Consider the following 18,529-nt stretch of genomic DNA (forward strand, 5'->3'; position numbering starts at 1 on the left):
CGGCAATGCAAACCCAATCGGTCATTACGTGTCCGGTCTGTCATCACGCGTCAGCCGAAACCATGCCGACCGACGCCTGTCAGTTCTTCTACGATTGCAAGGGATGCGGGACCCGGCTCAAGCCGACGAGCGGCGATTGCTGCGTCTTCTGTTCGTACGGATCGGTCCCTTGTCCGCCGATCCAGCAGAACGGAAAGTGCTGCTGAAGCCGCCCCGCCGGGGGGCGGTCTCTCCCATATTTCCAATATTCTAGAAATATGGTTGACGGCGAGGGCGGATCGGCGCATCTTATGGTCATGAAGATCGACGACGCAGCAGCACGCTTGGAAGCCCTGGGTAACCGGACACGGCTTCAGATCTATCGGGCCCTGGTCCGCGCTGGCCGATCGGGCATGCCCGTCGGCCGCTTGCAGGACAAGCTGAAGATCCCGGCATCGACGCTATCTCATCACATCAAGTCTCTGGTTGCGGTCGGGCTGATTAGTCAGGTCCGCGAATCCACGACCCTGGTCTGCCACGCGAACTACGACGGGATGCGGGGCCTGGTGGATTTCCTGGTGTCGGAGTGCTGTGCGGACGAAACCGAATGCAAGGATGCCAAGACGGCGGCCTGATTTTTTTGTGCCGAATTATTCGATGATTCTAGAACAATCGGAGTAGCGAAATGAGCGGCGGAAAGACAGTTGCCATTATCGGGGCAGGACCGGTCGGCCTGGCTGCGGCCGCGCACGTGCTCGAGCGCGGCATGTCTCCCATTGTGCTCGAGGCCGGACCCGAAGCCGGACACGCCGTCCGCCAGTGGCAGCAGGTCCAGCTCTTCTCGCCGTGGGAGTACAATGTCGACAAGGCCGCCGCGCGCTTGCTTGCACCGACGGGATGGAATTCGCCGGACCCGCAATCCTATCCGACCGGCGGCGAACTGCTCGATCGATACCTGACGCCGCTTGCGACGCGAACGTCGCTGCGCGATGTGATCCGGACCTCCAGCCGCGTCTCGGCCATCAGCCGCGTCGGCTTCGACAAGGCGAAGACCAGGGGGCGCGAGCAGGCGCCTTTTGAAATCCGCTACCAGAACGGCAGGGGGCCCGAGGTTCTGCGTGCAGATGCCGTGATCGATACCTCAGGCACATGGTTCTCCCCCAATCCGGCCGGCCGCAATGGCTTGCCGGCGATCGGCGAGCCCGAATACGGCGACCGTGTCGCCTATGGCATGCCGGATGTCCGGGGTGTCGCTCGTTCCAGATATGCTGGCAAGACCGTTGCTGTCTTGGGCGCGGGCCACTCCGCGGTTGGTACTCTCATTGATCTCGTGTATCTCGCCGGCGAAGTGCCGGGTACGCAGCCTGTCTGGCTGTTGCGCGGCGCCGATCCCGCGAAGGCTTTTGGCGGCGGCCGTAACGATAAACTCGCGGCACGCGGCGAACTCGGCAGTGCCTTCGCCGCACTTGTGGCCTCCGGGAAGATCAAGGTCGAAACCGAATTCGGCGTCACGCACCTCTCGGACTCCGAAGGTCGCCTCAAGATCGCGGCAGGGTCCTGTTGCGGTGGGCGAAGCGTGGTCGTGGACGAACTGATCGTGTCGACGGGTTTCCGTCCAGACTTCTCCTTTCTGTCTGAACTGCGTCTGCGGCTCGATCCCGCCATCGAGGCACCGGTCGCTCTGGCGCCGCTGATCGATCCCAACGAGCATAGCTGCGGGACGGTGCGTCCACACGGCGCGCGCGAGCTCGCGCATGATGAAGCGGGCTTCTTCATGGCTGGCATGAAGTCCTACGGCCGCGCTCCGACCTTCCTGATGATGACGGGTTATGAGCAGGTTCGCTCGATTGCGGCCGATCTCGCTGGCGACAAGGAGGCGGCGGCGAGGGTGGAGCTTGTGCTGCCGGAGACCGGCGTCTGCACACGTGGCGGTGTCGAGGCCGCCGGGACCGCATCGGGATGTTGCGGCGGGCCGGCGAAGGAGGATTTGTCCGCCTGCTGTTCTGCCGACGAAACAGCCAAGAAGGCCGGCGGTTCGGGGTGTGGTTGTTCATGAAGCGAGTTCTCGCGGGCCAAGCCCGAGGCCCGCTCGGCGTCGTCGCCGCGCTCGGCACCGCGCAAACGGTTGCATGGGCGTCGAGCTATTATCTCCCGGCCATCCTGGCTGCGCCGATTGCGCGCGATCTCGGTCTCGCGCCGACTTACGTGTTCGGCGCGCTGTCGGGAGCGCTCGTCATCTCTGGCCTGCTCGGCCCGCGCGTGGGGCATGCCATCGATACGTTTGGCGGGCGCAGCCTGCTCGCAATCTCGAACCTCGTGTTTGTGGCAGGCTTGCTCCTGCTGTCCGTGGCCCATGGCATGGCGGTGCTGATTGCGGCCTGGGCGCTGCTGGGGATCGGCATGGGGATGGGCCTCTATGAGGCGGCCTTTGCGACGCTTGCGCGCATCTACGGTACCAATGCACGACGAACCATCACCGGCATCACGCTGATCGCCGGTTTCGCCAGCACGCTCGGCTGGCCCCTCACGACCTGGCTCGCGTCGGAGTACGGCTGGCGCGTCGCCTGTCAGATATGGGCGGCGATCCATATCGCTGTTGCGTTGCCGCTCAATCTCTCGCTGCCGCGCGCCGTCCCATTGGACCAGCAGGCTCGACCGGGGCCGGGTGCAATCCAGCAATCCGGACGCCAGAGCGAGACCTTCGCGATGGTGCTGCTGGCTTACATGTTCGCGGCAGCTAGCTTCGTCAGTTCGGGCATCTCGGCCATTCTGCCGACCATGCTGGTTGCGTTCGGCGCGACACCGGCTCAGGCCCTGCTCGCGGGCGCGCTGGTCGGGCCTGCACAAGTCGGCGCGCGTCTGCTGGAAGCAGGATGGCTCGCCCGGTTTCACCCGCTGCTGTCGGCGAGGCTGGCCATGCTGATGAATCCGATCGGCGTCGTTGCGCTGGTGATGGGCGGACCCTTGCTCGCGTCGACCTTCACGGTGCTGTACGGAGCGGGCAACGGCATCATCACCATTGCCCGTGGGACGCTTCCATTGGCGCTGTTTGGGCCGGCCGGATTCGGCAAGCGGGTCGGCATGATCTCGCTGCCTTCTAGACTGACGGGTGCCGCCGCGCCGCTCGCACTGGGGCTGATGGTGGAGCACTTCGGCAGCAGTGCGCTGTGGATCAGCGCGCTCGTCTCGGTCTCGGCCTTCTTCGCTCTCTTGCTGCTTCGTACGGAGCGGGCAAACTCAGCGCCGCTTCAGGTGGGAGAACAAAATTCGTAAGCTCGGCGGCCGGTCTCTGATTGCGGTGATGTGCATAGGGCAGGTCGGCAACCTGTTGCCGCATGTGACGTTGTCCGCAAATCTGGCGCAGCACCTGATGCCTGAGTGGGGACTGTCGGCGGCCGAAGGCGGCTTGATGGCAAGCGGTTATGCATTCGGCTACATGCTCGCGGTGCCCGTGCTGACGACGTTGACCGACCGGATCGACGCGCGGATTGTCCTGCTCTGGGGCTCGATCGTCAGCGGGCTCGCGACCGCAGCGTTCGGAATCTTCGCGCAAGGGTTCTGGTCGGCGACCGCGATCTGGTCCCTTGCAGGACTTGGTTTTGCCGGCGCCTACATGCCGGGATTGAAGGCGCTGACGGACCGGCTTCCCGCCGGCGACACCTCGCGCGCCGTTACTCTCTATACGTCGAGCTTCTCCGTCGGCGTCGGCCTCTCGTTCCTGGTCGCGCAACTGATCGCCGACCGCTGGGGTTGGCGGATCGCCTTCCTCGTCACTGGCTTCGGCCCCGTCGCCATGGTCATCGCGTGCCTTCTGATGCGGGAGCAGCGGCCCGCGCCGAAGGCGGGGCGTCTGCTCAACTTCGCGCCCGTCTTCGCCAACCGCGAGGCGCTCGGTTACATCCTCGGCTACGGCGCGCACTGCTTCGAGCTTTACGGCATCCGCACCTGGCTGGTCGGGTTCTGGACGTTCGTCGTTGCGCACCAGGGCGCGCCGTCTTGGTTGAGTCCCGTCGTGCTGAGCTTCTGCTTCGCGGTGATCTCGATGCCCGCAAGCATCCTCGGCAACGAGGCCGCGCTGAAATTCGGCCGCCATCGGGCGATCACGGTCGTCATGATCGCATCGGCCTGTGTCGCACTTATCATCGGGCTCAGCGCGACGGCGCCGGCATGGGTGCTCGCACTGCTGCTGCTCGCCTATGGCCTGACCGTGCCCGCCGATTCAGGTGCGTTGACTGCCGGCATGTCTGCCGCTGCGATTTCCGAACATCGCGGCGCGACCCTGGCCTTGCATTCGACGGTCGGCTTCGGTCTGTCGGCGGTCGGAGCCTGGGGAACCGGCGCCGCGCTCGACGCCGCCGGCGGCCCACAGAGCGCGACCGGCCTGGCTGCTGGCGTTCGTCGTTCTTGCGGCCGGCATTGCGCTCGGTCCGTTCGCGCTGCTCTGGGCGCGGATGGATCGAACGCATCACGGCTGAGCCAGCTCTACTCGTGCCGCCATATCTCCACGGCTGAGATGACCAGGATCGCAGCCAATCCCGGCAAAAGAATCGAATTCGGGACAACGCCGAGCAGCAAGCCGCCGATGAATGTACCGACGATCGATCCGATCGCCATTGCAAGCATGAACTGCCAGTTGGCGCGGAGCACTGAAAAATTCTGATCGCGGCTATAGCGCGCGAAGCCCACCAGCATCGTCGGAAGGCTTACCGCGAGTGAGAGGCTGCCTGCCAGCTTGACGTCCGCGCCGAACAGCAGGATCAGGGTGGGGATCAGGAACTCTCCACCGGCAACGCCGAGCAACGACGCCACGATGCCAATCACGAAGCCTGCCGCTACGCCCGCGATAATCAGGTACATGCCAGTCAGCGCCGGGGCGGGTGCTGCCGCAGTGCTGTGTGCGAACAGAAGCACACCTGCGATCAGCAGCAACAAGACGGCTATGACCTTGTAGAGCGTTTCGGACTTGAGGCGCGTCGCCCAGGATGCTCCGGCATAGGCGCCAACAAGGCTGCCCGCCAGCAGATTCAGGATGACCGGCCAATGCGCATATATTTCGGCAAAGGGAACGGCGCGGGCACGAAATGGCAGCGCGCTGGCCACCACGATCAGGCTCGTCGCCTTGTTGAGGACCACGGCTTCAAGACCGCGAAACCTGAACAAGCTGATGAGTAGCGGCAGACGAAATTCGGCGCCCCCGAGGCCGATGAGGCCGCCCAAGGTACCGATGATTGCGCCCGAGCCGAACGCGGCGGAATTGTTTCGCATGGTCACGACGGAAAAAATGCGCTGGTGCGCGAAACTAGACTTGCCCGTAATCCGTCGTGGCGGGGAGCTTCACACCTGCTTACGGCAGGGCGTGGGGCTGAAGAACAGGCTAGTCTAGAATCTTGGGCGTTGCAAACTTACGTCCAATCGGCTTCGAGCGGCAGGAGACGATGACGATCCTTCGATCATGGCTCGCTTTGCTCCGACATGAAAAAAACCGCGACGGATTGCTCCGCGCGGGTGTTACGAACTTTAGATGCTGCCGGTATGCCGGTCTTTTGCTCGACGTGCCAAAGGTTCCAAACCGTCGGCGCAATCCTCGTGACGTGCCTCCGATGACTTCTGCATTCCCCGACTTAAGCAGGTTGACAGTTCGGCCATCCGGGTTTTAATTCGCCGCTACGGGGATGTGCGATCTCCCCGTGAGGCGACATGCCCAAGTATCGCGTCCTTAATCACCAAGGGCGCAGCATGTCAGCATCATACATCCCCATTTCTTCCGGCAGATTATCTAGACTGATCGGCACGGCGAATACGCCGGCGCTTATCGATGCGCGCATTGACGGGGACGTCTCAGCCGACCCCCGCCTGATACCCGGCGCCGGGCGACGCTCGCGCGACGTCCAGGATTGGGCCTCCCGCTTGATGGACCGATGCGATCGATCTCGGGGCGTGATTAGCCGCAGCTGCTTCAAGACCTAGGAGCACATCAATGAGAAACACACTCTTCGCGTTCATCGGTCTCGGCGCCTGCCTCCTTGGCTCGGTCTCGACGGCTCAAGCGCAGAACATCGACTGGCAGAAGGTTGACGAGACGCTGGGCCGCAAGCCCGCCGTTTCGGACGACGTCCACCGCTACGGCTTTCCCCGCAGCGATCTCTCCGTGACGCTGGACGGGGTGACGATCAAGCCGGCGCTGGCGCTCGGCGGCTGGGTTGCGTTCAAGCCTGGGCACGGCGGCGCCATGGTCATGGGCGACCTCGTGCTGCTCGAAACCGAGATCAATCCTGTGATGGCGAAGATGATCGCGAACGGCCTCGAGATCACGGCCATCCACAATCATCTGCTGCGCGCGAGTCCGGCGACGTTCTACATGCATGTTGCCGGGCACGGGGACCCGGTCAAGCTCGCCGCTGCGATCCACGATGCACTCGCCGAAAGCAAGACTCCATTGACCGTCGCAGCGCCGGCGAGCCCGCCGCCGGCCGTGGACCTCGACACCGCGAAGCTCGACCAGATTATCGGCAGCAAGGGACAGGCCAACGGAGGCGTCTACCAATTCAACGTGAAGCGACGTGATCCGATCACGCAAGACGGCATGCCATTGACCCCCGTCGCTCCAATGGGCGTTGCGATCGGTATCAACTTCCAGCCGACCGAGGGCGGGAAGGCGGCCATCACGGGCGACTTCGTACTGACGGGCAACGAGGTCAACCCTGTCATTCTGGCGCTGCGCGCGCACGGCATCGAGGTGACCGCGCTGCATAGCCACATGCTGGATGAGCAGCCGCGGCTTTTCTTCATGCACTTCTGGGCGAACGACGATGCTGTGAAGCTCGCCGAAGGCTTGCGCGCGGCCTTGGACAAGACTGCCAGCACGAAGAGTTGAGCCAAAGATCGAGGGAGGAGACGCCCGATGCGTTACGAACCCAAGCCGATGCCGTTCGATCCAAAGTCGATCAGCGGCATCTCCGAAAAGGTGCTCGTCAGCCACTACGAGAACAACTACGGCGGAGCCGTGAAGCGGCTCAACGCGATTGGCGCTCAGCTCGCAGAGCTCGATTTCGCCAAGGCGCCGAACTTTCTCATCAACGGCCTGAAGCGCGAGGAGTTGATCGCAACGAACTCGATGATCCTGCACGAGATCTACTTCGACGGTCTTGGTGGATCCGAGAGGCCGAGCGGCGCTCTCGCCGATGCGATTGCGCGCGACTTTGGCAGCATCGAGCGCTGGCGTACGGAATTCGCAGCCATGGGCAAGGCCGAAGGCGGCGGCTCGGGGTGGGTGATCCTTGCCTATTCACCCCGTGACGGGTGGCTCATCAATCAATGGGCCGCAGATCATACCACAACGCTCGCCGGCGGTCGGCCGGTGCTGGTGCTCGACATGTATGAGCACGCCTATCACATGGATTTCGGCGCTGCCGCCGCCCGCTATGTCGACGTCTACATGGAGGCCATTCGCTGGGAGAACGCCGCCAAATTGTACGATCGATACGCCGGGGAATCCTGAAAGAGGCGGGAGGGGGATAGGACGCCGAGGTATTGCCAAACGAGCGATCGACTGCGGGGACCCGCGACCTCCCCATCAGATGGATATCCATCCAAGTGCTCGCCTGCATTGTTCTTGGGGAGACGAGCTATGGAAGGACCTGTCTTCGCTCTCTTCGCTCTTGCCGCGCTCGCTGGCGGCTTCGTCAGCGGCTTTTCCGGATTCGCCATGGGCCTCGTGGTGTCGGGCGTATGGCTGCACATCATCACGCCGATGCAGACCGCTACCTTGATCGCGGGCTACGGCTTGCTCACGCAGGGCTACGGCATCTTCAAGCTGCGACGTCTCCTCGACCTTCGGAAGGCTTGGCCGCTCGCGCTCGGAACTGTCATCGGCATCCCGATCGGCGTCAGCATTCTCGCTTACCTGAACCCCAGCTACCTCCGATTTGGTGTGGGGGTCCTGCTGGTGCTCTACGCAATCTACGGCCTGACGAAGCCCGTATTCGCTCCGGTAAAGATCGGAGTCGGGGCCGATATCGCCATTGGCGTCTCCAACGGCTTGCTTGGCGGCCTGACAGGGCTCGGCGGCGTCATCTCGACGATTTCCTGCCAATGGCGTGGCTGGCCCAAGGACGTGCAGCGCGCGGTATTTCAGCCGGTGTTGTTCGTGGCGTTCGTTGTCATCTCGAGCTCTCAGGCCGTAGCCGGTACCATTACCAGGGAGACGCTGGTGCTCTATGCGCTCGGCGTTCCCTTCATGGTCGCCGGCCTTTGGTCCGGTTTCAAATTGTTCGGCAAGATCAACGATGAGAACTTCCGCAGGACCGTGCTGGCGCTTCTGCTGCTCGCGGGATTGTCGCTGATCGCATCGGTGCTGTCGTTCGGACTGCGTTGATATCAGCCGAATCCCCGGCGGCTTACCACCTCGGACTATTCTCCGCGGACGAGAAAATCGCCGGAAAGAGGCCTTATCGCCGCCTCGCTGCCTTTGGTGTTCCGGTGACGGATTTAAGCAGGCGCAGGTCGCTCGACGCCTCCGCGAGCAGCCAGTCACGAAATGTCGCAATCTTCGGAAGTGACGCGGTCGCCTTGGGGCAGACGATCCAATAGCTCTTCGACAATGGCACCGACTCCGGGAAGGGCAGCGCCAGCCGTCCATTGATCAGGTCCCAGGCGCCTAATGTCGTGCGGGCCAGGGCGATGCCCTGGCCGTTGATTGCGGCATCGATGACCATGCTGGCGCGATTGAGCACCGGACCATGCGTGACATCGGCGTCGTCAATGCCGACGCCACGTAGCCAATCTGCCCAGTCGGATCTGCTGTCGAGGTGGATCAGGGGAAATCTCAGGATATCCGCGACCCCGCCGATGCGGCGGCGTCCCGACAGCAGCTTGGGACTGCATACGGCGAAGAGCCGTTCCGTGCAGAGCCTTGTGGCATCGAGGCCCGGCCAGTTTCCATCGCCATGGCGGACCGCAAGATCGACCTCCTCACGCGCAAAATCGACGTGATGCATCGTTGCCGAGACGCGGAGATCGATTCCCGAATGCGCTTCCGCGAAATGGCCGAGGCGATGCACCAGCCATTTGGCGGCAAAATCCGGGGACGTGCTGACCGTGAGCACGCCTGCGTTCTGTCGCTGCAACAGCCGCTCCGTTCCGGTGGCAATTCGATCCAGCGCATCGCGTATCACCGCGAGATAGTCGCGGCCCGCTTCCGTGATGATCAGGCGCTGGCGCTCGCGGCTGAACAGCTTGATGGCGAGCTCCGTTTCCAACGCCTTGACCTGATGGCTCACCGCACCTTGCGTGACGCACAGCTCTTCGGCGGCCCGCGTGAAGCTCTCGTGGCGGGCTGCGGCTTCGAAGGCCTTTAGTGCGTTCAGCGGTGGCAAACGCGGGCGCATGACGCACCTTCCTGAGGGACTTCATGAGAAAAATTGGGGCTGGCCGAGAAACGATGCTTTGCGGACTTTGCCCTGCCGGCCCTATGCAGGCGGCCACGACACGAAATCATGGGATTTGGAGGCAATAAATGTCAATACCTATTGCCGATCGCGGTTTTCCGGCGCGAGTTCGACGCAGCGCGACGGCTGCGGATCATAAGCAAAATTCATGGCAGGCGTTGATCGGCGGATGGCTTGCCCGCATCGAGCGGGTAAATCAGCGCGACGATCTTCGCGCGATTGCCGACAATCCCCATCTCCTTGCCGATCTCGGGCTCACTCGGGAAGAGGCCTTGGAGCAAGCGAACAAGCCGTTCTGGCGCTGATCGAGCCCGATCGACGGCAAGCGAACCGGGAGGAGAAAAGATGTCCGAGACCATCGTTTACGGCTTTCCCCGCAGCACGTTCGTCAACATCGTGCGGCTCGTCCTCACCCACAAGGACGTGGCCTACCGCTTCGAGGACCTCGAGCCCGTGATGGGCAGGAGCGAGCATCTCGCGCTCCATCCGTTCAACCGCGTTCCGATCTTCCGGCACGGCGACTTCACCGTCTACGAGACGCGCGCCATCGTCGGCTACATCGACGAGGTGTTCGCGGGAGCACGGCTGACGCCGCAGAACCCGCACGCGCGGGCTCGCATGAATCAATGGATCGGTGTCGTCGATTCCTACGTCTATCCCTACATGATCTACCATGTGACCCACGAGCGGCTGGTGTTTCCCGAGCTCGGGATTGCATCCGACGAGAAGGTGGTGGCGCACGCACTGCCGAAGGTCGAGAACGCACTCGTGGCCATCGAGCGCGAGCTCGCCGATGGTTGGGACTACCTCCTCGGTCCAGAACTCTCGATCGCGGATTTCTACCTGTTGCCAAGCACCTTTGCGTTCAGCCTGACGGAGGAAGGCAAGGCCATGTACCCGAAATATCCGGCGTTCTGTCTATGGCGGGAGCGCATGGAGAGCCTGCCGACGACGCAGAAGCTGCGCGCGATCCTGCCGCCGCGCGCGCCCATTGCGCATGCCCGCGAGTGGGCGCACTCGCACCGCCCGAGATATTGAGCTAGGTGGACTGACACTGGGGGCAGGGACTTTCCGCCAGGTACCCGACGCAGTGGATTGCGTTTTCGAGCGGCGGGGGACGACGGTGATCCTTAGATCACGGCAACCTGTGCTACGACATGAAAAAAACGCGGCGGATTGCTCCGCCGCGGGTGTTACGAACTTTCGATGTTGCCATCATGCCAGTGTTTTGCCCGACGTGTCAAAGGCGGCCAAAATGGTCTCGCCGCTGAGGTCGCGCTGCTGCTGATCGGTCGTTCAGATTAGCTAACAGTTTCAACGCCCCCGCTACTGTGCATGGGGTTGTTTTTCAGTTCTTGTTTTGAGGGCGCCGAAATGGCCGCGTTTCAGCGCCGCCCGCGCGGCGCTTCCGCCTTGGCCGGCGCTTCTGTCTGCGGCGCGCAGGTCGCAGCCTGAAGCGAGTTTTGCGCCTGCTGCATCAGGCCGGGCTCGGCGGCGAGCGCCTTCATCACGATCAGGCCGGTGGTAGCAGGGGAATCGATGATCAGGCGGTCGGCCGCGGTGATCTCTTCGTCCTCGGGCAGCTCGTTATGCTGCGGCTCGGTCATGAGGTCGAGCTCGATCACCTTCTTGCCGGCGGAGCGGTCGTTGATGGCGTAATAGGCGATCTCGTTGCGGGTGTAGAACGACACCGAGGTGTAGGCCTGGCTCACCGGCACCGTAAGCTTGAGCGGCCCGCCGGTGAGATCATAGCGGCAGATCGCGATCGCGAAGGCCGGGTCCATGAACGGCATCGGCGAATTGTTGGGATCGGCGAGGGGAAGCTGCGTCACGGCGTTGAGCTTCGTCATCGGCGTCAGCCGCGAATAGGCGTCCTGTGTCGCGATCCGCGGCAGCGCCAGCACGCTGACGAGATGGACCACGAGGCCCAGCACCACGCCCGCGACGATGGTGAACATCAGGCGGATCATGAGCAGCCCACCGTCTTGATCGTGGGCATCGGCGCATCGCGCTGGGTGCGCGTCGCAACGCCGACAGGGGTGTCGTAGAGGCGCAGCATCAGCGCGTAACGCTCGATGCCGCCGGTCGGCAGCCAGTTGCCGGCGCGCGAGCGCGAGGCGATGCGGATCTCGAACGTCCCGTCGGACTGCCGCACGATCTCCTGGCTGGTGAAGCCATAGCGCTGCAGCGAATTGGCGACGAGGTGGCCCTTGCGGTCGTACAGCGTCAGCGTCCAGAACCGCGCCGGCGGCGTCACGCCGGAGACGACGACGTCGCAGCGGCCGTCGAGCGCCTTCTTCTTCTCGTCGGCGGTCGCCGTGAAGGCGACGCCGTCACCGGTGCCGATCGGCAGCTCGCCATTGCGCACGATGGTGGCGCGCGAATAGGGATCGACGTCGGCGGTGCCGGTGCGCGGGCGGGCGGTCCAGGGGCCGATGGTCAGCGCGCCGATCTCGGTGCCGCGCGTCGTCGTCATCCAGGTCGCGCCGACGCCGACCACGCTCGCGAGCAGAAGGGCCGTCAATGTGATCAGGATCAGCCGCACGGGTTTCGATCAGTTCTTGCGCGGGACGGATGCATTCGCATTCTCTTCCGCATAGTTCTGCGGGAAGGCGAGCGCGCTCGTCGACGAGGCCGGCTTGGCCAGCTTGTCGTCGTCGGCAGCCGCCTTGGTCGCGGTCCTGGCGGCGTCATCGAGCAGCTTCTCGACGCGCACCAGCACGTCGGCGCCGCGCTTGGTCAGCACGGGCGGCGGGCCGGGCTTGGTCTCCAGCACCTTCGGTGCCGCATTGGCCTGCGCTGCCATCGGCTGCGGCGGCAGCTTCTGGCCCATGCCGATGCCGGGGATTTCCCGGACCTCGACGCCCTGATGCGCGGTGACCATGATGTCGTGCCAGGTCTGCGCCGGCAGCGAGCCGCCGGTCATGCGGTTGGTCGGCGAATAGTCGTCATTGCCGTACCACACCGCGCAGGTGAAATTGCCGGTGTATCCGACGAACCAGGCGTCGCGATACGCATTGGTCGTGCCGGTCTTGCCGGCGGTCGGAATGCCGTCGAGCGCGGCGCGGCGCGCGGTGCCTTCGCTGACGACGTGGCTCATCATGCCGGCCATGTCGGCGGCAACGGAGGCCGGGATCGCCTGTCGCGGCTTCGGACCGTCGCGGTCCCAGCGCCAGACCGGATCACCGGCACCGGTGCGCACTTCCAGCACCGAATGCGGCGTCACCGCCTTGCCGCGGTTGGGGAAGGTGGCGTAGGCGACGGCGTGCTCGATCACGGTGACTTCGTCCGAGCCGATCGGCAGCGACGGCGTGTCGGGCAGCGGTGCCTTGAGGCCGAAGCGGCGGGCGACCTCGACGATCTTGGCGCGGCCGAGCTTGGCCGGGTTCGGCGCCTTCGGCTGTTCCTTCTGGCCGATGGCAATGGACAGCTTGACGGGCACGACGTTGATCGAGCGCGTGATCGCCTGCGTCAGCGTCACCGAGCCGGAATAGGAATGGCCATAGTTCTGCGGACACCAATTGCCGATGCAGACCGGACCGTCGACCACGATCGAGTTCGGCGTGAAGCCGTTGAGGAGCGCGGTGGTGTAGACGTAAGGCTTGAACGACGAGCCTGGCTGGCGATAGGCGTCGGTGGCGCGGTTGAACTGGCTCGCGCCGTAGTCGCGGCCGCCGACCATGGCGCGGATGCCGCCGTCGAGGTCGGAGACGACGGTCGCGGCCTGGGTCGCGTGATAATCGCGGCCAAACTGGCGCAGCTGGTTCTCGATGGCGTCTTCCGCGGCCTTCTGCACGTTGGTGTCGATCGCGAGGCGCACCACGAAGACGCGCTCGGTGTACGACTTCGGGAAGGTGTCGACCAGCTTGCGCATCTCGTCGAAGGCGTAGTCGAGATAGTAGTTCGGCGAGGCCTCGTCGCGGCGATCGACCGCGAAGGCCGGGTTGCGGCGGGCGCCGAACACCTGGCCCTCGGTCATGAAGCCGGCATCGACGAGATTGTCGAGCACGACGTTGGCGCGGGCACGCGCCGCGGGCAGGTTGATGTGGGGTGCGTATTTGGTCGGCGCCTTGAACAGGCCGGCGAGCATCGCGGCTTCTGCCAGCGTCACGTCGCGCGCGGATTTGTTGAAGTAGAAGTGGGCTGCGCCGTCGACGCCGAAGGTGCCGCCGCCCATATAGGCGCGGTCGAGATAGAGCTTGAGAATCTCGTTCTTGGTCAGGCGCCATTCCAGCCAGACCGCGAGGAAGGCCTCGTTGACCTTGCGCTCGATGGTGCGCTCGTTGCTCAAGAACAGGTTCTTGGCGAGCTGCTGGGTGATCGAGGAGCCGCCCTGGCGGACGCCGCCGGCCTGGGCGTTGGTGACGAGCGCGCGCGCGGTGCCGGCGATGTCGATGCCGAAATGCTCGTAGAAGCGGCGGTCTTCGGTGGCGAGCGTCGCCTTGATCAGCACGTCCGGAAAGTCTTCCAGCGGGATCGAGTCGTTGTGCTTGATGCCGCGGCTGCCGATCGGGTTGCCGTAGCGATCGAGGAACGACACCGCGAGGTCGGACTTCTTCAGCCAGTCCTCGTCCGCGGTCTCGCGGAAGGCGGGGATGGCCAGGGTGAGCATCACCACCAGGCCGCCGAGGCCCAGTGTCGCGGCCTCCGACAGCGGCTCGATGAACACCCAGCGCTTCCACCGCCCGACATAGAAGCGGTCCATGAAGGTCGAGTAGCGCTCGTAGAGCTCGCGGATGCCCTTGGCGGAGGAGAACAGCGAGGAATCGATGCGCGCGTCGAGGTCCAGAAAGAAATTCCGGATGCGGCTCTTCCAGTTGGATGGTGTGTTCTGGACCACCTAGAACCCTTGAGGCTCGGTTCGACAGCGTTCAGGCACCCGGCCGGGCGGCACCGAGACGTCTTGAGGGAATGTTACGGCAAACCCAAGGCGCCGGTTTCGCGTCCGAGGGGACTTGCTGTTCCTTCTAGCCGAGCAGGGCCCATAAACCAATGGTCAGGCTCGCGATTTTGAACAACAGGCCTAATTGACCCCGGTTCATTACGGGCCTCAATTGGGCGTTGCTTGCAGCGTCCCGGCCGCACGCCGTAGATGAACGAGCCGTAGCTCTTTCGAACCCTTGTTGAGGCGCATGACCGCAGCTCCCAAACGACCTTCAGGCCAGGAAGGATTCTTCTGGAAAACCAAGACGTTGGAAGAGCTGTCGACGGCCGAATGGGAGAGCCTGTGCGACGGTTGCGGCCGCTGCTGCCTGAACAAGCTCGAGGACGAGGATACCGGCGATATCTATTTCACCCATGTCGGCTGCAAGCTGCTCGATGCCGGGACCTGCGGCTGCAAGGACTATCGGAATCGCTCCGCCAAGGTTCCCGATTGCGTCCGCCTGACCCCGGCCAATGTCCGCACCCTGAACTGGCTGCCGCCGAGCTGCGGCTACAAGCTGGTCGCCGAAGGGCGCGACCTCTATTGGTGGCATCCGCTGGTCTCGGGCGATCCCAACACCGTTCATGAAGCCGGCGTCTCCGTCCGCGGCCGGGTCGAGGGCAGCGAGGAGGAGATCCCGGACGAGGAGCTCGAGGACCACATCGTGCAATGGCCGGCGCAGCTGCCGAAACGGGCACGCCTGAAGCGACGTCCGAAGGACTGACCCGCCTGCGACGTCGAATCACGTCATCGCGATGACCCCGCGGCGGGATGCACCCATGCGCCGCGGTGCCTGCCTGAGAAGAACTTTCCTCTCTACATTGCCTGCATAGAACGAATCCTCCGCGGCGTTTGCGCCTCCTCACGGCTTCCGATCGAGATGAACAAGTTCGACCGGCAGAGCAGTTCTGCCGACATTCAGGCTTTGCCTGACGACATTGCCGAAGAGCTGTCCCGCCTTCCCAGCGAGGTCTTGAGCGTCGACGACGCGCCTTCGCTCGCGCCGCCGGCGCCGTTGTCGCAGGACGAGGTCCGGACCATCGTGATCAGCCTGATGCTGACGATGTTCCTGGCTGCGCTCGACCAGACCATCGTCGCGACCGCGCTGCCGACCATCGGGCGCCAGTTTAACGACGTCTCCAACCTCTCCTGGGTCATCACCGCCTATCTGCTCGCCTCGACCGCGGTCGCACCGGTGTTCGGGACGCTGAGCGATATCTACGGCCGCCGCGTGATGATCATCATTTCGCTCAGCCTGTTCGTCGCCGGCTCCGTGCTGTGCGCGATCGCGCCGAACATGCCGATGCTGATCCTGGCGCGCGGCCTTCAGGGCCTCGGCGGCGGCGGCATCATGCCGGTCGTGCAGACCGTGATCTCCGACGTCGTCTCCCCGCGCGAGCGCGGCCAGTACCAGGCCTATTTCTCCAGCGTCTGGATGGTCGGCGGCATTTTGGGCCCGGTCATCGGCGGCGTGTTCGCCGAGCATCTGCACTGGTCGATGATCTTCTGGATCAATCTCCCGCTCGCGGCCGCCGCCATCGCGATGCTGCTGCCGAAGATGAAGAAGATCCCGGTGTTCCACCGCAAGCGCAAGGTCGACTGGCTCGGCGGCGTGCTGCTGATGGCCTCTGCGGTCGTCTTCATGCTGGTGCTGACCTGGGGCGGCACGCGTTATCCGTGGCTCTCGCCGACGGTGCTTGCGATGGTGGGCGGCGCTGTCGCGCTCGCGGTCACCTTCGTGTGGCACGCGCGGCGGGCCGACGAGCCGTTCCTGCCGTTGAAGCTATTGACGGGTTCGGTGGCGCCTTTCGCCATGACGGCCGGTGGCTGCGGGCTCGGTGCGATCACGGGCCTCACCGTGCAGCTGCCGCTCTATTACGAGTCGGTCTACCATCTCAGCGCCAGCGAGGCGGGGCTCGCATTGATTCCGCTCGCGGCGGTCTCGACCTGCGGCGCGGCGATTGCCGGCCGCACCATGGCGCGCGCAAAACACTACAAGCGCGTTGCCATCATCGGCACGTCCTGGGCCGCGCTGTGTGGCCTCGCGCTCACGGTCACCACCTTGCCGCTGTGGGGCTTGCTGATGCTGATGGCCGCGTTTGCGCTCGGCCTCGGCACGACCTTTCCGGTCTGCGTGGTCTCGCTGCAGAATTCGGTCGCGCGCCCGCAAGTCGGCACCATCACCGGCGCGATGAACTTCTTCCGCTCGCTGATGTCCTCGTTCACGGTCGCAGCGTTCGCGGCGATCCTGCTGATCGCGCTCGGCACCGACGTTCCGCTGGCCGGCGAGCATCACGCCGCGGGTGCCATCGCAATTCCCGCCGACGACATGCGCCACGCCTTCCGCTACGTCTTCGGCGCCGCCACCGCGCTGATGACCACCGCCGCGCTCTGCCTGATCATGATGGAGGAGCGGCCACTCGCCGGCCCCTCCGTCACGCAGCAGGTGGAGATGGCGGAGTAGGGGTTAGCCGCCGCGATCGGGATCGTCGTCGGCATCACCTGCGCTCGTCTTTCGCGCCTTCGCCGCGAGCTGTTCCTTGAGCTTCGCGAGTGCTTCGGCGGACCAATCATTCACATCTGTCACCGCAACCCAGGCATCGACGTAATGCTCGGGCGCGTAGACATGGCCAAAGCCCATCGGCGTCGCGGTCGCGACCGCCATGTCGAGGGCGAGCTGCAGCATCGTCACGACAGGATACCATCGCAGCTCCGGCGACACGTCCGGCCCGCGCGGTGCATTCATCCAGTCCGGCGCCTGATAGGCGTCGCGGTAGGCGAAGAAGGTGATCGCGTCGCTGGCATATTGCAGATAGACGACGCGCATCGGCCCCCAGGGCGTATCCGGCGGCACCGTCGGTCCATTCTGGTTCATGAAGCGGACGAGGCGGCCGTCGCGGAATTCCGGGAGCCAGGCCGGCGATCCCGGATTGCGGTTCGCAGTGACCGAGCGCCAGATGCGGCTCTCGAATGGCGCCCCGCTCCACAGCGCGCCGCCAATGGGATCCCCGATCGTCTCGAACAGCTCCGCGGATTTCTCCGAGTTCATGGCGCCGAGGCTCAGTCCGTGCAAATACAGCATCGGCCGCTTGTCCTTCGGCAGCGTCGTCCAGTAGCCGTAGATCTCCGCGAACAACGCGCGCGACGCCTCTGCGCCGTATTCGGGCTGAAACAGCAGCGACAGCGGGCTGTTGAGATAGGAGTACTGCATCGCGACGCTCGCGACATCGCCATGGTGGAGATATTCGACCGTATCCATCGCGGCCGGATCGATCCAGCCAGTGCCGGTCGGCGTGATGACGATCAGGATTTTGCGGTCGAAGCCGTGCTGGCGCTTGAGCTCCTCGAGCGCGAGCCTGGCGCGCGCTTGCGCGGTGTTGCGGCTGCCGAGCCCCACATAGACGCGCACGGGATTCTGCGCGGGCCTTTCCGTGACGGCGCTGATCTCGGCTGCGGTCGGGCTTGAGGCGATGAACCGGCGCCCCATGCGCCCGAGCTCCGTCCACTTCACCAGCGATGCCGGGCTTCCCGTCCGGTCGGCTGCGGTTGGCTGCGGCCGCTCCGGCTCGAACAGAACATCGAGTTCGCGGAAGGAGGAATCGAGTGCGTTGAACGCCGTGCGGATCAGGACATTGCTGGCGATCGACCAGAACAGCAGGGCTGCGACGAGCACGCCGATCACGTTCGCGACCTTCCGCGGAACGAGGCGTCGTGTGCGCGCGGCGAGAAAGCGGGCGACAAGCGCGAACAGCCGCCCCAGCGCCAATAGCACGACGAACGTGATCAGGGCGATGGCGCAGACCTTGAGCGGATGGGCGGTCTCCACCGGCGCCATCTTCATCACGGTGCGGATCGAGTTCTGCCATTCGGCGGTGCGCGCGAGGGCGAGGATGACGACGAGCAAGCACCCGACTGCGACAAGCGCATTCGCAACTGATCTTGCGCGCGCCGAAGGCTCGGGCAGTTCGAGATAGTGCCACAGCCGGCGCCACAGGATTCCGGCGAAATAGCCGATCGCAAAGCAACCGCCGGCGAGGGCGCCTTGCGTGAGATAGCTGCGCGGGATCAGCGTCGGCGTCAGCGCGGCAGCGAAGAACAGCGCACCCAGCATGAGGCCGACGCCGGACAGCGACAGCAATTGTCGCCGAATGAACCGAGCTGGATTCATGAAAGCACCTCC

General features: G+C 64.3%; 17 protein-coding genes and 1 pseudogene. 11 read left to right on the top strand and 7 right to left on the bottom strand.

All coding sequences use genetic code 11. The features are described 5' to 3' along the window. Positions 1-5 precede the first annotated feature (5 nt). The 5 genes and pseudogenes from AB7535_RS06180 to AB7535_RS06200 all read left to right on the top strand — a co-directional run bounded on the left by AB7535_RS06180 (position 6) and on the right by AB7535_RS06200 (position 4,454). On the top strand, positions 6-206 hold the full coding sequence (locus tag AB7535_RS06180; protein WP_080586512.1) for a GDCCVxC domain-containing (seleno)protein: 201 nt from the start codon (positions 6-8) through the stop codon (positions 204-206). Between the two features lie 90 nt (positions 207-296). Then, the gene (locus AB7535_RS06185; protein WP_085402786.1) at positions 297-614 is read left to right on the top strand and encodes an ArsR/SmtB family transcription factor; all 318 of its coding nucleotides are present in this window, start codon (positions 297-299) and stop codon (positions 612-614) included. A 50-nt stretch (positions 615-664) separates the two neighbouring features. Then, the gene (locus AB7535_RS06190; protein WP_085402722.1) at positions 665-2,035 is read left to right on the top strand and encodes an NAD(P)-binding domain-containing protein; all 1,371 of its coding nucleotides are present in this window, start codon (positions 665-667) and stop codon (positions 2,033-2,035) included. Then, complete coding sequence (locus AB7535_RS06195; protein ID WP_167768055.1) at positions 2,032-3,252, top strand: MFS transporter; 1,221 nt, start codon at positions 2,032-2,034, stop codon at positions 3,250-3,252. The genes AB7535_RS06190 and AB7535_RS06195 overlap by 4 nt, the downstream gene beginning before the upstream one ends. A gap of 28 nt (positions 3,253-3,280) precedes the next feature. After that, positions 3,281-4,454: pseudogene (locus AB7535_RS06200) on the top strand (MFS transporter). A gap of 7 nt (positions 4,455-4,461) precedes the next feature. On the opposite strand, the gene AB7535_RS06205 reads toward AB7535_RS06200, so the two are convergent. Then, positions 4,462-5,244, bottom strand: a complete 783-nt coding sequence (locus AB7535_RS06205) for a sulfite exporter TauE/SafE family protein (RefSeq protein WP_049831723.1) — start codon at positions 5,242-5,244, stop codon at positions 4,462-4,464. Between the two features lie 712 nt (positions 5,245-5,956). Here AB7535_RS06205 and AB7535_RS06210 point away from each other — a divergent pair. The 3 genes from AB7535_RS06210 to AB7535_RS06220 all read left to right on the top strand — a co-directional run bounded on the left by AB7535_RS06210 (position 5,957) and on the right by AB7535_RS06220 (position 8,353). Continuing rightward, positions 5,957-6,853 (top strand): DUF1259 domain-containing protein, encoded by an 897-nt coding sequence (locus AB7535_RS06210; RefSeq protein ID WP_085402723.1) that lies wholly within the window; start codon positions 5,957-5,959, stop codon positions 6,851-6,853. Positions 6,854-6,880: 27 nt separating this feature from the next. Beyond that, positions 6,881-7,477 (top strand): superoxide dismutase, encoded by a 597-nt coding sequence (locus AB7535_RS06215; protein WP_085402724.1) that lies wholly within the window; start codon positions 6,881-6,883, stop codon positions 7,475-7,477. 129 nt (positions 7,478-7,606) lie between these two features. Further along, positions 7,607-8,353, top strand: coding sequence for a sulfite exporter TauE/SafE family protein (locus AB7535_RS06220; RefSeq protein WP_085402725.1), 747 nt, complete (start codon positions 7,607-7,609; stop codon positions 8,351-8,353). A gap of 73 nt (positions 8,354-8,426) precedes the next feature. Here the strand turns inward: AB7535_RS06220 and AB7535_RS06225 are convergent, their stop codons facing one another. Both AB7535_RS06225 and AB7535_RS06230 read right to left on the bottom strand, forming a co-directional pair. Beyond that, positions 8,427-9,365: a transcriptional regulator GcvA gene (locus tag AB7535_RS06225; RefSeq protein ID WP_085402726.1), complete on the bottom strand. Its 939-nt coding sequence runs from the start codon at positions 9,363-9,365 to the stop codon at positions 8,427-8,429. 206 nt (positions 9,366-9,571) lie between these two features. Next, complete coding sequence (locus AB7535_RS06230; protein WP_161495875.1) at positions 9,572-9,784, bottom strand: hypothetical protein; 213 nt, start codon at positions 9,782-9,784, stop codon at positions 9,572-9,574. On the opposite strand from AB7535_RS06230, the gene AB7535_RS06235 reads away from it, so the two are divergent. Continuing rightward, a complete protein-coding gene (locus tag AB7535_RS06235; protein WP_439037243.1) occupies positions 9,771-10,463 on the top strand; it encodes a glutathione S-transferase family protein in 693 nt (230 codons plus the stop codon). The genes AB7535_RS06230 and AB7535_RS06235 overlap by 14 nt on opposite strands. A 347-nt stretch (positions 10,464-10,810) precedes the next feature. Here AB7535_RS06235 and AB7535_RS06240 read toward each other — a convergent pair whose 3' ends face one another. Genes AB7535_RS06240 through AB7535_RS06250 form a run of 3 tightly spaced genes read right to left on the bottom strand, consistent with a single transcriptional unit; the run spans position 10,811 to position 14,265 of the window. Then, a complete protein-coding gene (locus tag AB7535_RS06240; protein ID WP_063984559.1) occupies positions 10,811-11,395 on the bottom strand; it encodes a DUF1254 domain-containing protein in 585 nt (194 codons plus the stop codon). Then, a complete protein-coding gene (locus tag AB7535_RS06245; RefSeq protein WP_028149914.1) occupies positions 11,392-11,970 on the bottom strand; it encodes a DUF1214 domain-containing protein in 579 nt (192 codons plus the stop codon). Before AB7535_RS06245 ends, AB7535_RS06240 begins: the two co-directional genes overlap by 4 nt. A 9-nt stretch (positions 11,971-11,979) precedes the next feature. Beyond that, positions 11,980-14,265 carry a transglycosylase domain-containing protein gene (locus tag AB7535_RS06250; protein ID WP_135214850.1) on the bottom strand — a complete coding sequence of 762 codons (2,286 nt, stop codon included), beginning with the start codon at positions 14,263-14,265 and terminating at the stop codon, positions 11,980-11,982. Between the two features lie 292 nt (positions 14,266-14,557). On the opposite strand from AB7535_RS06250, the gene AB7535_RS06255 reads away from it, so the two are divergent. Next, on the top strand, positions 14,558-15,073 hold the full coding sequence (locus AB7535_RS06255) for a YcgN family cysteine cluster protein (RefSeq protein ID WP_085402729.1): 516 nt from the start codon (positions 14,558-14,560) through the stop codon (positions 15,071-15,073). 156 nt (positions 15,074-15,229) lie between these two features. Beyond that, a complete protein-coding gene (locus tag AB7535_RS06260; RefSeq protein WP_085402730.1) occupies positions 15,230-16,813 on the top strand; it encodes an MDR family MFS transporter in 1,584 nt (527 codons plus the stop codon). A gap of 3 nt (positions 16,814-16,816) precedes the next feature. Here the strand turns inward: AB7535_RS06260 and AB7535_RS06265 are convergent, their stop codons facing one another. After that, a complete protein-coding gene (locus AB7535_RS06265) occupies positions 16,817-18,517 on the bottom strand; it encodes an alpha/beta hydrolase (protein ID WP_085402731.1) in 1,701 nt (566 codons plus the stop codon). Positions 18,518-18,529: the final 12 nt, after the last annotated feature.

Origin of the sequence: Bradyrhizobium sp. 956_D2_N1_4 (assembly GCF_052076025.1) — a bacterium.
GTDB classification, from domain to species: domain Bacteria; phylum Pseudomonadota; class Alphaproteobacteria; order Rhizobiales; family Xanthobacteraceae; genus Bradyrhizobium; species Bradyrhizobium barranii.